Below are 14,541 nucleotides of genomic sequence, written 5' to 3' on the forward strand. Positions count from 1 at the left end.
ACTTGTCGGGCTCAGCGCTTGGCGGGGATCTCGCAGGACTCCTTGAAGCCCTGGCTGGTCAGGCCGAAGGCGCTGTTGACGCGCGAGCGCATGTTCTCCAGCGCGACCATGGCGGTGAGTTCGACGAAGGCGGCCTCGCCGAGGCGCGCGATCAGGGCGGCGGCGAGTTCGTCCGTGACGGCCGGCTCGGTCTCGGTCATGGCCTCGGCGTACTCCATGACGAGCAGTTCCAGCTCGGTGAACGCCTCCCTGGCCTCGCGCCACACCGGCACGTTCTCGGCCTTCTCGGGGGCGATCCCCTTCTCCTGGCCCTCCCAGTACCCGAAGTCCATGCACCACGAGCAGTTCATGCGGGCGGCGGCGGCCATCACCGCGAGGTGCTTCAGGCCGCCGTCGAGGGCGTTCCACTTCGCCGCCTGCTGTTCGAGGCGGACGTAGGTGAACAGCACGCGCCCGTTGTGCCCGTAGGCCAGACCCGGTTCGAGGACCTTGCCGTAGGCGCGGCGCGAGTACCAGGCGCCGAAGCGGTTGAGGAGGGTGCGGGGCGGGGTGAGCGAGATGCGTGCCATGGCGGGTGCCTCCTGGGGCCGGGTCCGGCCGGGCGCCTTTCGCCCGGCCTTCACCAACTGAGACCAGCGGGCCCCGCGAAACGTGACACCGCCCCGAAACTTTTTCTGCGGCAGCCCCGGCTACGGCAGCTCGATGCCCAGGTCCCAGCCGTCGTGCGCGTGGGTGCACAGGCAGTCGCGGGACTCCGTGGGGGGCAGGGCGGCCACCGCGTCGAAGAGGACCTCGCGCAGCCGTCCGACGTTCTCGCCGAAGACCTTGAGGACCTCGGTGTGGGAGACCCCGTCGCCCGTCTCGGCGCCCGCGTCCAGGTCCGTGACCAGCGCCATCGAGGTGTAGCAGAGCCCCAGCTCGCGCGCGAGGATCGCCTCGGGGTGGCCCGTCATGCCGACCACCGACCAGCCGGCCGCGGCGTGCCACTGCGATTCGGCGCGGGTCGAGAAGCGGGGCCCCTCGATGACGACCATGGTGCCGCCGTCCACCGGCTCCCAGTCCCGCCCGCGGGCCGCGGCCAGCGCCACCGAGCGGCCCACCGGGCAGTACGGGTCGGCGAAGGTGGTGTGCACGACGTTGGGGACCGAGCCGTCCGGGAGCGGCTCCCCGTCGAAGAAGGTCTGGGCGCGGGACTTCGTACGGTCGACCAGCTGGTCGGGAACGAGCAGCGTGCCCGGGCCGTACTCGGGGCGCAGGCCGCCGACCGCGCAGGGGCCCAGCACCTGGCGGACGCCCACGGAGCGCAGCGCCCACAGGTTGGCCCGGTAGTTGATCTTGTTCGGGGGCACGGTGTGGCTGCGGCCGTGCCGGGGCAGGAAGGCCACGGTCCGGCCGGCGAGCTCGCCGAGGTAGAGGGAGTCGCTGGGGGGTCCGTACGGCGTCTCCACCTGGATCTCGGAGACGTCCTCCAGGAAGGAGTAGAAGCCCGATCCGCCGATGACACCGATCTCTGCATTCGCCATGCGGCCACCCTAACGGGGCACGCCGAAGGCCCCGCCGTCCCATGGGGACGGCAGGGCCTCGGGCCAAGCGGATGAAGCTTTGGAGCGCGTCAGGCGGCCGACGAGCTCGACGACGACGAGGAGGTCGAGGTCGAGGACGACGAAGCCGAGGACGAAGACGCAGCCGGGGTGGCGGCCGGCGTCGACGCGGGCTTCGAGGCAGGGGTGCTGCTCGACGAAGCGCCGCGGCTGTCGTTCCGGTAGAAACCGGATCCCTTGAAGACGATGCCGACCGCGGAGAACACCTTCTTCAGGCGTCCGTCACAGCTCGGGCACACGGTCAGCGCGTCATCGGTGAACTTCTGCACGGCCTCAAGGCCCTCACCGCACTCGGTGCACTGGTACTGGTAGGTCGGCACGAATTTCCTCCTGGCACTCTCACTCAATGAGTGCTAACGACGCTCCATGGTGACGTATTCCGGCGGATCAGTCCACCGTCACCGGCACGCGGTGACCCAGACCACGCTCGTTCACACCCGCGGCGGGTGCCGCGGAGGTGGTCTGAGCGGTCTGGGCGGCCGGCTTGGACGAGCTGATGATCCGGCTCGGGGCCTTCGGGGCCAGCTTCGCACGCAGCGCCAGCAGGATGGCCAGAGCCAGGGCGGTGGCCACCATCGGCACGAGGAACCCGTACGAGGACCCGTGCGCGTCCGTCAGACGGCCGGCCAGGGTCACGGCACCGGCCTGCCCGAAGGCGACGCCTCCGGTGAGCCAGGTGAAGGCCTCGGTCCGCGAGGCGGCCGGGACCAACTGCTCGATCATGGTGTAGCCGGTGATCAGCGCGGGGGCGATGCACAGGCCGACGACCAGGCCGAGCGCGCCGAGCAGGATCATCGAGTTCGCGGCCCACAGGACCGAGGCGGCCGCGGTGAGGCCGATGTAGCCGAGGATCAGGCGGCGGCGCGGGCCGATCTTCCAGGCGATGGCGCCGCAGGCGATGCCGGCGATCATGTTGCCCGCGGCGAAGACGCCGTAGAGCAGACCGTTGGCGCCCGGGTTGCCGATCTCCTCGGAGAAGGCGGCGAGCGAGACCTGCATGCCGCCGAAGACGGCGCCGATGCCGATGAAGGCGACGATCAGGACGCGCAGGCCGTGGAACGACAGGGCCGGGGCGTGCTTCTCGCCGTGCGCCGGGCGGGCGACGGGCTTGGGCTGCGTGGCGCGCTGGGCGGCGAAGAGCAGGCCGCCGATCAGGGTCAGCGCGGCCTCGGTGACCAGACCGGCCGCCGGGTTGATGCCGGTGCACAGCGCGGTGGCGAGCACCGGGCCGACGACGAAGGTGAACTCGTCGGTGACGGACTCGAACGCGGCGGCGGTGGGCAGCAGCGGGGAGCCCTCGAGCTTGGCCGCCCAGCGGGACCGGACCATGGGTCCGACCTGCGGGACGGATGCACCGGCGGGGACGGCCGCCAGTGCGAGCGCCCAGACGGGCGCACCCAGCAGCGCGAACGCCACCAGGGAGCTGACGGCGGTGGCGTGTACGAGGGCCACCGGGACCAGGACGGCGCTCTGGCCGTGGCGGTCGATGAGCTTGCCCATGACCGGGGCGAACACGGCCATGGAGATACCGGTGAAGGCGGCGACGATGCCGGCGCTTCCGTAGGAACCGGTGGTGTGCTGGACCAGCAGCAGGATGCTGATCGTCAGCATGCCGAAGGGGAGTCGCGCGGCGAATCCCGGGAGAACGAAGCCGAGGGCGCCGGGCGTGCGCAGGAGCTGCCCGTAGCCGGGTCGGGTGGACGTGGCGGACTTGTCGGTCGTGACCGCGGATGTCACGGCCTGGCCTTTCCGCTGCCTGGTAGAACTCCCCGTCTGCGGACGATGCGGCGCCTTGTGAGCGATCGCACCCGTACATGTGGGAGCCCCGAGAGCTGTCCTCTTGCGCAAAACCGAGTGATACCTGGGCGCCCACTGCGGGAGGGTGCCACGGCCGCTTTGCGGTCGCGCCAGCTCTGCGTCAGGCAGAGTTGGTTCGATGTGTTGTTCCTTAATCGTACAGGCAGATCGGCCGATACGCCCTGTGATTCGGGCTACAGGGCGTGTCTTCACCTGCGATTAACTGGAACTTCGCATTCAAGCCCCACTCAAACGGGGGTGAATACGGACAGGAGCCATCGAAAATACTGAATTAGAGCGACGCTCTAACCCTTCTTGGGGCGCTTCGCGGGGCCCTCTTCCCCGCCCGTCCCCAGCCAGCCCGCCAGCTTGCCGCCCCGGGCCACCGCCCGAAGCCGCGCCTCCGCCGCGTCCCGCACCGGGTCCGTGGCCACCACCAGCAGCTCGTCCCCGCGCCGCAGCACGGTCGACGGCGCCGGTACGAAGCTGCGCGCGTCCCGTACGACCAGCGTGACCGAAGCCCCCGGCGGCAGCCGCAGCTCGCTCACCTCGACGCCGTGCATCCGCGAGGCGGGCGGGATCGCGAAGGACAGCAGGTGCCCGCGCAGCTTCTCCAGCGGCGCCGACTCGATCCCGAGGTCGGAGGCGGTCTCGTCGCTGTTGCCCAGCTTCAGCTTGCGCGCGAGCCACGGCAGGGTCGGCCCCTGCACCAGGGTGTAGACGACGACCAGGATAAAGACGATGTTGAAGACCCGCTCGCTGCCCTCGATCCCGGACACCATGGGGATGGTCGCCAGGATGATGGGCACGGCCCCGCGCAGGCCCGCCCAGGACATGAGCGCCTGCTCCTGCCAGGGCAGCCGGAAGGGCAGCAGGGAGACGAAGACCTCCAGCGGCCGGGCCACCATCGTCAGCACCAGCCCGATGATCACCGCCGGCCAGAAGTCGTGCACCAGCTCGTGCGGGGTGACCAGCAGGCCGAGCAGGACGAACATGCCGATCTGGGCGATCCAGCCGAGCCCGTCCGCGAATCCCCGGGTGGCGGGCCAGTGGGGGAGCTTCGCGTTCCCGAGCACCATCGCCGCCAGGTACACCGCGAGGAAGCCGGAGCCGTGCGCCATCGCGCCGGCCGCGTAGGCGGTGATCGCGATCGCCATCACCGCGATCGGGTAGAGGCCCGAGGCGGGCAGGGCCACGTGCCGCAGCCCGTACGAGCCCAGGAAGCCCACCGCCAGGCCGATGGCGACGCCGATCGCCAGCTCCAGGGCGATCTTGCCTATGAGGACGTACCACTGGTCGACCGGTCCGACGGTCGCGAAGGCCACGACCAGGATGACGACGGGGGCGTCGTTGAAGCCGGACTCGGCCTCCAGCACACCCGTGACCCGGGAGGGGAGCGGGACCTTGCGCAGGACCGAGAAGACGGCCGCCGCGTCGGTCGAGGAGACGACCGCGCCGATCAGCAGGGCCTGCCGCCATTCGAGTCCGACGAGGTAGTGCGCGCCCGCCGCGGTCACGCTCACGCTGACGGCGACGCCGACCAACGACAGCACGATCGCGGCCGGCAGGGCCGGCTTGATCTCTTTCCACTTCGTGCCCAGACCACCCTCGGCGAGGATCACCACGAGCGCGGCATAGCCGATCACCTGGGTCAGCTCGGCGTTGTCGAACACGACGTTGCCGATGCCGTCCTGGCCTATCGCAACACCTATGCCGAGGTAAATGAGCAGGCTGGGGAGGCCGCTGCGCGAAGAGACGCGTACCGCCGCCACGGCGACGAGCAGCACGAGCGAGCAGACCAGCAGGAGCTCATTCAGCGTGTGGACAGTCAGCGGGCGGCCCTTTCCTCGACGTGCCTGACGATGACGGGACGAGACGCGTCGGACTGACGCATCGTTCCGGCAGGGGCACGGACGGCAAGTACTTCGTTACCTTACCTAATCTTTGACGCGCCCTTTACTCGATAGCCACATTGTGAAACGCCTGAGGGGCTCTGTCCTCATGACCTGTCGTCATGAGCTCGACCCCTGACGGATCAACGCACCCGGTCCTGCGCCTATGGTTGCTCCCAGCACTCCCAGGACCACCCTGCCCCTCTAAGGACAGCGATGCCCGCCAACGAAACCGCCCCTTCCGTCAAGAAGAAGGGACGACGCGCCCGTCTGATCGTGCTCGTCCTGGTGCTGGCGCTCTTCGCTGGCCTCGGGTACGGGGCGTACTGGAGCGTGGACAGCGTGCGGGCCTCGTTCCCGCAGACCACCGGCTCCCTCAAGGTGCCCGGCCTGACCGGGACCGTCGACGTCAAGCGCGACGCCAACGGAATCCCCCAGCTGTACGCCGACTCCGACGACGACCTCTTCCGCGCACAGGGCTTCGTGCACGCGCAGGACCGGTTCTGGGAGATGGACGTACGCCGCCACATGACCTCCGGGCGGCTCTCGGAGATGTTCGGCGCCGGACAGGTCGAGACGGACGCCTTCCTGCGCACGCTCGGCTGGCGCCAGGTCGCGCAGCAGGAGTACGACACCAAGCTGTCGGCCGAGACCAAGAAGTACCTGCAGGCCTACGCCGACGGGGTCAACGCGTACCTGAAGGGGAAGTCCGGCAAGGACCTCTCCGTCGAGCACGCCGCCCTCAAGCTCAGCGACTCCTACCAGCCCGAGCAGTGGACCCCGGTCGACTCGGTGGCCTGGCTCAAGGCGATGGCCTGGGACCTGCGCGGCAACATGCAGGACGAGATCGACCGTGCGCTGATGACGGGCAAGCTCTCGCAGACCCAGATCGACGACCTCTACCCGCCGTACCCCTTCGACCGGAACCGTCCGATCGTCGAGGGCGGCACCGTCAAGGGCGGGAAGTACACCCCCGCGGCCGGTCCCGGCTCCGGCAGCCCCGTGTCCGGCGGCCAGAACGGCGCCAACGGCTCCCAGGTCTCGACGCAGACCGTCGGTGAGACCGGGCTGGCCGGCAACGCCACCGCCCAGGGCGCCACCGTGGGGCTGCGCACGCAGCTCGGCGCGCTGGCCGACACCCTCGACGAGATCCCCGCGATCCTCGGCCCGGCCGGCAGCGGTATCGGCTCGAACTCCTGGGTCGTCGCGGGCAAGTACACGACCACCGGGAAGCCGCTGCTCGCGAACGACCCGCACCTCTCCCCGCAGCTGCCCTCGGTCTGGTACCAGATGGGCCTGCACTGCCGGGCGGTCTCGACCGCCTGCCAGTACGACGTGGCCGGCTACACCTTCTCCGGCATGCCGGGCGTGGTCATCGGCCACAACGCCGACATCGCCTGGGGCATGACCAACCTCGGCGCCGACGTCACCGACCTCTACCTGGAGCAGGTCAAGCCCGAGGGCTACGTCTACGACAACAAGGTGCTCCCCTTCACCACCCGCGAAGAGGTCATCAAGATCGCCGGCGGCGGTGAGAAGAAGATCACCGTCCGGTCCACCAACAACGGCCCGCTGATCTCCGACCGCAGCGACGAGATCGCCACGGTCGGCGCCCGCGCCCCGGTGAACAGCGCCGCCCCCGACCGCGGCAACGGCTACGGGGTCTCCCTGCGCTGGACCGCGCTGGACCCGGGCAAGTCGATGGACGCCGTCTTCAAGATCAACCGGGCCAAGAACTTCCAGGACTTCCGCATCGCGGCCCGCGACTTCGAGGTCCCCTCGCAGAACCTGATCTACGCCGACAACAAGGGCCCCAACGGCAACATCGGCTACCAGGCCCCCGGCCGCATCCCGATCCGCACCACCGGCGACGGCAAGATGCCCGCCCCCGGCTGGGACTCCAAGTACGCCTGGAAGGGCGGCAAGGACGGCAACGCCGGCTACGTCCCGCAGGACGAGATGCCGTGGGCGTACAACCCGGAGCGCGGGTTCATCGTGACCGCGAACCAGGCCGTCACCGAGAGCGGCCAGGGCAAGTACCCGTACGTGCTGACCACCGACTGGGGCTACGGCGCCCGCAGTCAGCGGATCAACGACCTCATCGAGGCGAAGATCAAGGACAGCGGGAAGATCTCCACCGACGACATGCGGACCATGCAGATGGACAACAGCAGCGAGATCGCCGCGCTGCTGACCCCGATGCTGGCCAAGATCGACGTCTCGGACCCGGACGTCCGCTCCGCGCAGAAGCTGCTGGACGGCTGGAACTACACGCAGGAGCCGGACTCGGCGGCCGCCGCGTACTTCAACGCGGTCTGGCGCAACATCCTCAAGCTGGCCTTCGGCGACAAGCTGCCCAAGGAGCTGCGGGTCGAGGGCAGCTGCATGAACGTCCCCGAGCAGACCACCGGCCCGGCCGACGACCTCGCCAAGATGGTCCGCGAATGCGGTGAGCGCGACTCCGACTCGGCGCAGCCGGACGGCGGGGACCGCTGGTTCGAGGTGGTCCGCCGCCTGGTCAAGGACGAGAACTCGGCCTGGTGGCAGTCGCCCGCCGTCGGCCGCACCGTGGCCGCGACCACCAACCGCGACCAGCTGTTCGCGCGGGCCATGAAGGACGCCCGCTGGGAGCTGACCGCCAAGCTCGGCAAGGACCAGTCGACCTGGAGCTGGGGCCGCATGCACCAGCTGATGCTGAAGAACCAGACCATCGGCACCGAGGGTCCCGGCTACCTCCAGTGGCTCCTCAACCGCGGCCCCTGGAACCTGGGCGGCGGCGAGGCCACCGTCAACGCGACCGGCTGGAACGCCTCCAGCGGGTACGGGGTCACCTGGGTGCCGTCGATGCGGATGGTCGTGAACCTCGCCGACTTCGACAAGTCCCGCTGGATCAACCTGACGGGCGCCTCGGGGCACGCGTACCACGACCACTACACGGATCAGACGACGCTGTGGGCCAAGGGCGACCTGCTGGACTGGGCCTTCGGGAAGGACGCCGTGGACAAGGCCACGGTCGACACCCTGACCCTCCAGCCCGAGGCAGGTTCTAAGAGCTGAAGCGGAGCACCCCCGACGGGGTGGCCACCGCCTGTACGGGGTGGTCGTGCGGTTCCTCCGGGACCCGCGCGACCACCTCGTCGTCGTAGAGCAGCACGACCAGCGCGGGATGCGCCCCGGCGCGCTCCAGCCGTTCCAGCACCCGGTCGTACGAGCCTCCGCCCCGCCCGAGCCGCATCCCCCGCCGGTCCACGGCCAGTCCGGGCAGCAGGACGGCGTCGGCGCCGGTCACCGCATCCGGGCCGAGCCGGGGACCGGCGGGCTCCAGGAGCCGCATCTTCCCCGGGTGCGCGGCCTCGGCCAGGCTGCCGGGGCCTTCGTACGCCGCCCAGTCGAGGTCGTTGTCGGGCAGCAGGACGGGCAGCAGCACCCGGGTGCCGGCCGCCCGCAGGGCGTCGAGCAGCTCGCGGGTGCCGGGTTCGGAGCCGATGGAGACGTAGGCGGCCACGGTGTGGGCGGAGCTGAGTTCGGGTAGTTCCAGGGCGGAGCGGGAGAGGGCGTCGGCCGTCGTGCGCAGGGTGTCGGCGGACAAGGCGCGGCGGGCCGCGAGGAGTTCCCGGCGCAGGTCCGTCTTGGCCCTCGAAGGCTGGTTCTCTGTCACGGCTGGCTCGTATCACTTTCTATGGGGGTATACCTGATCATGTTCATCTGAAGCACACGTGGCTCACAGCACGAGCGACTATCGTTCCGCTCATGACTCAGTTGCACCCCGTGATCAAAAAGGCCGTCATCCCGGCCGCGGGCCTCGGCACTCGGTTCCTTCCCGCAACCAAGGCCACCCCCAAGGAAATGCTTCCTGTGGTGGACAAGCCGGCCATTCAGTACGTCGTCGAGGAGGCCGTGTCGGCCGGTCTCGATGACATTCTCATGATCACGGGCCGTAACAAGCGGGCTCTCGAAGACCACTTCGATCGGAACTACGAGCTGGAGTCCGCGCTCATCGCCAAGGGCGACGACGACCGGCTCAAGAAGGTCCAGGAGTCCAGCGACCTGGCCACCATGCACTACGTCCGCCAGGGCGACCCCCGGGGCCTGGGCCACGCCGTGCTGTGCGCGGAGCCGCACGTCGGCGACGAACCCTTCGCCGTCCTCCTCGGCGACGACCTCATCGACCCCCGCGATCCCCTGCTGCGCCGGATGACGGAGATCCAGCAGAGCGCCGGCGGCACCGTCGTCGCGCTGATGGAGGTCGACCCCTCCCAGGTGCACCTCTACGGCTGCGCCGCCGTCGAGCCCACCGGCGAGGCGGACGTGGTCCGCATCACCGGTCTCGTGGAGAAGCCGGACGCCGCGGACGCACCCAGCAATTACGCGGTCATCGGACGATACGTACTCGATCCGGCGATCTTCGGCATACTGCGGGAGACCGAGCCGGGCCGCGGCGGTGAGATCCAGCTGACCGACGCCCTGCAGAAGCTGGCCGCCGACGAGACCGTCGGAGGCCCGGTGCACGGCGTGGTCTTCCGGGGCCGCCGCTACGACACCGGAGACCGCGGGGACTACCTGCGGGCCATCGTCCGACTCGCGTGCGAGCGTGAGGACCTGGGCCCGGAGTTCCGCACCTGGCTTCACCATTACGTCACGGAGGAGATGTAGGACCTTGAGCAAGCCCGACGCACCGCAGGACGGTCACTCCCAGCGCCTCTGGTCGGTGGACGAGCACCTGGCAGACGTCCTCGGTACGGTCCGGCCGCTGGAGCCCATCGAGCTCCAGCTGCTGGACGCCCAGGGCTGTGTCCTGGTCGAGGACGTCACCGTGCCCGTCGCCCTGCCGCCCTTCGACAACAGCTCGATGGACGGGTACGCCGTCCGGACCGCCGATGTCCAGGGCGCCAGCGAGGAGTTCCCCGCGGTGCTGACGGTCATCGGGGACGTGGCGGCCGGCAGCGGAGAGCTGCCGACCGTCGGCCCCGGCCAGGCCGCCCGCATCATGACCGGCGCCCCGCTGCCCCCCGGCGCGGAAGCCGTCGTACCGGTCGAGTGGACCGACGGGGGTACGGGCGGCGGCGCCGCCTCAGGAATGACCCCCGCCAGCGAGTCGCCCGAGGGCGCCGCGGGCGAGGTGCGCGTCCACCGTGCCGCCGAGGCGCGGGCGCACGTCCGCGCGCGCGGCAGCGACGTCCAGGCCGGGGATCTGGCGCTCGCCGCGGGCACGGTCCTCGGGCCGCCGCAGATCGCCCTGCTGGCCGCCATCGGGCGGGGCACCGTACGGGTGCGTCCGCGCCCGCGCGTGGTCGTCCTGTCCACGGGCAGCGAACTGGTCCAGCCCGGCGAGGCCCTGGCACCCGGCACGATCTACGACTCCAACAGCTTCGCCCTGGCCGCCGCCGCGCGGGACGCCGGAGCCATCGCCTACCGGGTCGGCGCCGTCGCCGACGACGCCGACACCCTGCGCTCCACCATCGAGGACCAGCTCATCCGGGCCGACCTCCTCGTCACCACGGGCGGGGTCAGCGTCGGCGCCTACGACGTGGTCAAGGAGGCCCTCACCTCCGTCTCCACCGGCGACGACGAGGTGGACGGCGCCGGCATCGATTTCCGCAAGCTCGCCATGCAGCCCGGCAAGCCCCAGGGGTTCGGCACCATCGGCCCCGACCACACCCCGCTGCTGGCCCTGCCCGGCAACCCGGTCTCCTCCTACGTCTCCTTCGAGCTGTTCGTGCGCCCCGCGATCCGCGCCCTCATGGGCCTGCCCGCCTCCGAGGTCAGCCGGCCGAGCGTGCGCGCGGTGCTCGAAGCGGACAAGGCCATCGGCTCCCCGGCGGGCCGCCGCCAGTTCCTGCGCGGCAAGTACGACGCCGAGAGCGGCACGGTGAGCCCGGTCGGCGGAGCGGGCTCGCACCTGATCGCCGCGCTGGCGCACGCCGACTCGCTGATCGTCGTACCGGAGGACGTGACCTCGGTGGAGCCCGGGGCCGAGCTGGAAGTGGTCCTGCTCGGCTGAGGTCCGCCGGATGCGGGTAGCGTGTTGCACCACACAGGCCCTTGCGGGGCCCGGACGGGAGCGGCACGCAGATATGAGCACGCAGAGCAGCGCCGGCGGCGCCGCCGGCACCAGGCTGACGCACATCGACGAGGCCGGCGCGGCCCGGATGGTCGACGTCTCGGCGAAGGACGTCACCACCCGGACGGCGCGGGCCAGCGGGCGCGTGCTCGTCTCTCCCCGGGTGATCGAACTGCTGCGGGGCGAGGGCGTGCCCAAGGGCGACGCCCTCGCCACCGCGCGGATCGCCGGGATCATGGGGGCGAAGAAGACCCCCGACCTGATCCCGCTGTGCCACCCGCTGGCCGTCTCCGGGGTGAAGGTGGACCTGAAGGTCACCGACGACGCCGTCGAGATCCTCGCCACCGTCAAGACCACGGACCGCACGGGCGTCGAGATGGAGGCGCTGACCGCCGTCGCGGTCGCCGGGCTCACCGTCATCGACATGGTCAAGGCCGTCGACAAGGGCGCGGTCATCACCGACGTCCGCGTCGAGGAGAAGACGGGCGGCAAGTCCGGCGACTGGGCGCGCTCGTGAACGCCCCGCGCGGCGGCGAGGTCCACAGCCACGCCCACGCCCACGCCCCGGAGCCGGACCCGGTGACGCCGCAGGCCCCCGCGCTGCGCGCGCTGGTGGTCACGGCCTCGAACCGGGCCTCGCAGGGCGTGTACGCGGACAAGGGCGGCCCGGTGCTCGCCGAGGGCCTGCGCGGGCTCGGCTTCGCGGTGGACGGCCCGCAGGTGGTCCCTGACGGGGACCCCGTGGAGGCGGCCCTGCGCGAGGGCGTGGCCGCCGGGTACGACGTCATCCTGACCACCGGCGGCACCGGCATCTCGCCGACCGACCGGACCCCGGACGCCACCGCACGGATCCTGGACTACGAGATCCCGGGCATCCCGCAGGCGATCCGCGCCGAGTCCCTGGCGAAGGTGCCCACCGCGGCCCTGTCCCGGGGCCTGGCGGGCGTGGCAGGCCGCACCCTGATCGTGAACCTGCCCGGTTCCACGGGCGGGGTCCGCGACGGGATCGCGGTCCTGTCCCGGGTCCTGCTGCACGCCGTCGACCAGATCCGCGGCGGCGACCACCCTCGTCCCGAGGGCAGACCGCCGGGGAGCGCGAGCTGAACGGCCCCTCCTGGCCTGTGGTGCTGACGGACGGCGACGTGTCGCTCCGGCCGATAAAGCTCCGGGACCAGGCCGCCTGGCGCGAGGTCAACCGCCGCAACCGCGACTGGCTCCGGCCGTGGGAGGCGACGATCCCGCCGCCCGCGCCCTGGGGGCCGGTGATCCAGCGGCCGACGTACCGCCAGATGGTGCGCCATCTGCGGGCGGAGGCGAACGCGGGGCGCATGCTGCCGTTCGTCGTCGAGTACCAGGGGCGCCTGGTGGGCCAGTTGACGGTCGCCGGGATCACCTGGGGCTCGATGTGCGCGGGCCACGTCGGCTACTGGGTGGACCGGGACGTGGCGGGCCGCGGGGTGATGCCGACGGCGGTCGCCCTCGCGGTGGACCACTGCTTCGGCAAGGTCGGGCTGCACCGGATCGAGGTGTGCATCCGCCCGGAGAACGGTCCGAGCCGGCGGGTGGTGGAGAAGCTCGGCTTCCGCGAGGAGGGACTGCGCCCGCGGTACCTGCACATCGACGGGGCCTGGCGCGATCACCTCGTGTACGCGCTGACGGCGGAGGAGGCGCGGGAGGGGCTGCTGCGCCGCTGGCACCGCGAACGCCATCCGCACGGTCCCGCCGAGCCGGGTCAGCTGCCGGAACAATAGAAATCCGATATCTGTTCGAATTCTTTCGCTCGATGACCGATTCGCCCATAACCTGATCCGAAGAATCACAAAAAAAGTCCGTGATATCAGCGAGATCGTGCGACACGCCGTCCCAATTGGCGGATTCCCCCGGCCGCGCCCCTCTACGGTGTGGGGTGTGAGCAGCAGCGGCCTCATCTACGCAGTCATCGTCGGGGCCTGGGCCGCCTACTTGGTGCCCATGTGGCTCCGGAGGCAGGACGAGCTGAACGAAGCCCGTCCGACGGAACGCTTCTCCACCGCCATCCGGCTGCTTTCCGGCCGGGCGGGAATGGAGCGCCGTTACGCCAAGGGGCTGCGTGAGCGCGGCGACGAGGAGGCGCACCCCCAGCCCCCCGCGGACCCGGACGCCGCGACGGAAACGGTGAAACCCGTGGACGCCGCCGACGCCCGGGCCGTCGTCGTGCCCCCGCCCACCCGGTCCGAGCACAGATCGGCCGCCTCCGAGCGGGCCGACCGCGCGGAGCGGGCCCGCCGCGAGCAGCGCCTCGTCGTCCTGGCCCGCCGCCGGCGCACCACCGCGCTGCTCTTCCTGATCTTCACCCTCGGCGCGGTCGCCGCCGCCGTCGGCGGACTCCAGTACCTGTGGGCCCCGGCGGTCCCCGCCCTGCTGCTGAGCACGTACATCGTGCACCTGCGGGTTCAGGAGCGGCGCCGCTACGAGTTCACCATGGACCGGCGGCGCGCCGAGGCGGCCGCCCGCCACCTGCGCGAGAACCGTCCCCGGCGCCGGCACTCCGAGCACCCCGAAGGCTCCGCCGCAGCCGGCTCCGACCCGGACCCTGCGCCACCCGTCTCCCCGCAGGAGGCCGGCCGGCGCGCCCTGGTCGAGCAGACCGACCACGCCGAGTGGGTGGATCAGCAGCGCGAACGCGAGCGCGGACCCGCCCGCGGTGACAGCTGGGAGCCCGTCCCGGTGCCGCTGCCGACGTACGTGACGGCCCCGGTCGCCCCGCGCGCCACCGGCCCGGCGACCCCGGACCCCTGGAGCGCGACCCGCTCCAGCACGGCCGAGCCGACGGAACCCCGCCTGCGCGCCCAGCCGTCCACCCCGTCGCCCCGGCCCCGCCCGCGCGACGCCGCCCGTACGCCCCTCTTCGACCAGTACGAGGGCGACGAGCGCCCGCGCGCCGCGAACGAGTGATCGATGACCTGCGCGGACGCTCCCCGATACCGGTTTTGGAGCACCCGCGAGGGGATGCTAATGTTTCACACGTCGCAAGGGCCTGTGGCGCAGTCTGGTAGCGCACCTCGTTCGCATCGAGGGGGTCTGGGGTTCAAATCCCCACAGGTCCACAAACGGGCCGTTCGCGAGTTAGCTCGCGAAGGGTTCACGAGATCCCGGTCAGACGGTCATCGTCTGACCGGGATCTATGCGTTTCAGCCTTGGTTTGTACGGA

At 71.0% G+C, this 14,541-nt stretch carries 13 protein-coding genes and 1 tRNA gene; 8 read left to right on the forward strand and 6 right to left on the reverse strand.

Annotation, left to right across the window (positions count from 1 at the left end; genetic code table 11):
• Positions 1-11: 11 nt before the first annotated feature.
• The 5 genes from OG898_RS15775 to OG898_RS15795 form a co-directional block, all read right to left on the reverse strand.
• The gene (locus OG898_RS15775; protein WP_250737551.1) at positions 12-569 is read right to left on the reverse strand and encodes a carboxymuconolactone decarboxylase family protein; all 558 of its coding nucleotides are present in this window, start codon (positions 567-569) and stop codon (positions 12-14) included.
• A gap of 120 nt (positions 570-689) precedes the next feature.
• Positions 690-1,523 (reverse strand): S-methyl-5'-thioadenosine phosphorylase, encoded by an 834-nt coding sequence (locus tag OG898_RS15780; RefSeq protein WP_250737550.1) that lies wholly within the window; start codon positions 1,521-1,523, stop codon positions 690-692.
• Between the two features lie 89 nt (positions 1,524-1,612).
• Positions 1,613-1,921, reverse strand: coding sequence for an FmdB family zinc ribbon protein (locus tag OG898_RS15785; protein ID WP_266957521.1), 309 nt, complete (start codon positions 1,919-1,921; stop codon positions 1,613-1,615).
• Between the two features lie 67 nt (positions 1,922-1,988).
• The gene (locus OG898_RS15790; protein ID WP_250737547.1) at positions 1,989-3,338 is read right to left on the reverse strand and encodes an MFS transporter; all 1,350 of its coding nucleotides are present in this window, start codon (positions 3,336-3,338) and stop codon (positions 1,989-1,991) included.
• A 365-nt stretch (positions 3,339-3,703) separates the two neighbouring features.
• Positions 3,704-5,185: a potassium/proton antiporter gene (locus OG898_RS15795; protein WP_323184858.1), complete on the reverse strand. Its 1,482-nt coding sequence runs from the start codon at positions 5,183-5,185 to the stop codon at positions 3,704-3,706.
• Positions 5,186-5,506: 321 nt separating this feature from the next.
• On the opposite strand from OG898_RS15795, the gene OG898_RS15800 reads away from it, so the two are divergent.
• A complete protein-coding gene (locus OG898_RS15800; protein ID WP_266957523.1) occupies positions 5,507-8,347 on the forward strand; it encodes a penicillin acylase family protein in 2,841 nt (946 codons plus the stop codon).
• Here OG898_RS15800 and OG898_RS15805 read toward each other — a convergent pair.
• On the reverse strand, positions 8,337-8,948 hold the full coding sequence (locus OG898_RS15805; RefSeq protein WP_266957525.1) for a 5-formyltetrahydrofolate cyclo-ligase: 612 nt from the start codon (positions 8,946-8,948) through the stop codon (positions 8,337-8,339). The genes OG898_RS15800 and OG898_RS15805 overlap by 11 nt on opposite strands.
• A gap of 92 nt (positions 8,949-9,040) precedes the next feature.
• On the opposite strand from OG898_RS15805, the gene galU reads away from it, so the two are divergent.
• The 7 genes from galU to OG898_RS15840 all read left to right on the forward strand — a co-directional run bounded on the left by galU (position 9,041) and on the right by OG898_RS15840 (position 14,437).
• Positions 9,041-9,943 (forward strand): UTP--glucose-1-phosphate uridylyltransferase GalU, encoded by a 903-nt coding sequence (gene galU, locus OG898_RS15810; protein WP_250737539.1) that lies wholly within the window; start codon positions 9,041-9,043, stop codon positions 9,941-9,943.
• A gap of 4 nt (positions 9,944-9,947) precedes the next feature.
• A complete protein-coding gene (gene glp, locus OG898_RS15815; RefSeq protein ID WP_250737537.1) occupies positions 9,948-11,291 on the forward strand; it encodes a gephyrin-like molybdotransferase Glp in 1,344 nt (447 codons plus the stop codon).
• Between the two features lie 73 nt (positions 11,292-11,364).
• Positions 11,365-11,868, forward strand: a complete 504-nt coding sequence (moaC, locus tag OG898_RS15820) for a cyclic pyranopterin monophosphate synthase MoaC (protein ID WP_243335354.1) — start codon at positions 11,365-11,367, stop codon at positions 11,866-11,868.
• A gap of 62 nt (positions 11,869-11,930) precedes the next feature.
• Positions 11,931-12,455, forward strand: coding sequence for a molybdenum cofactor biosynthesis protein B (locus OG898_RS15825; RefSeq protein WP_250737803.1), 525 nt, complete (start codon positions 11,931-11,933; stop codon positions 12,453-12,455).
• Positions 12,456-12,472: 17 nt separating this feature from the next.
• Positions 12,473-13,102, forward strand: a complete 630-nt coding sequence (locus OG898_RS15830) for a GNAT family N-acetyltransferase (protein WP_250737533.1) — start codon at positions 12,473-12,475, stop codon at positions 13,100-13,102.
• Between the two features lie 157 nt (positions 13,103-13,259).
• A complete protein-coding gene (locus OG898_RS15835) occupies positions 13,260-14,285 on the forward strand; it encodes a hypothetical protein (protein WP_250737531.1) in 1,026 nt (341 codons plus the stop codon).
• A 78-nt stretch (positions 14,286-14,363) separates the two neighbouring features.
• A tRNA-Ala gene (locus OG898_RS15840) sits at positions 14,364-14,437 on the forward strand.
• Positions 14,438-14,541: the final 104 nt, after the last annotated feature.

Origin of the sequence: Streptomyces sp. NBC_00193, from assembly GCF_026342735.1 — a bacterium.
GTDB classification, from domain to species: Bacteria; Actinomycetota; Actinomycetes; order Streptomycetales; family Streptomycetaceae; genus Streptomyces; species Streptomyces stoeckheimensis.

Bases quoted from the DNA above. Each gene is read 5' to 3' on its own strand.
- moaC (WP_243335354.1), top strand. From the start codon at position 11,365: ATGAGCACGCAGAGCAGCGCCGGCGGCGCCGCCGGCACCAGGCTGACG.
- galU (WP_250737539.1), top strand. From the start codon at position 9,041: ATGACTCAGTTGCACCCCGTGATCAAAAAGGCCGTCATCCCGGCCGCG.
- OG898_RS15780 (WP_250737550.1), bottom strand. From the start codon at position 1,523: ATGGCGAATGCAGAGATCGGTGTCATCGGCGGATCGGGCTTCTACTCC.
- OG898_RS15800 (WP_266957523.1), top strand. From the start codon at position 5,507: ATGCCCGCCAACGAAACCGCCCCTTCCGTCAAGAAGAAGGGACGACGC.
- OG898_RS15775 (WP_250737551.1), bottom strand. From the start codon at position 569: ATGGCACGCATCTCGCTCACCCCGCCCCGCACCCTCCTCAACCGCTTC.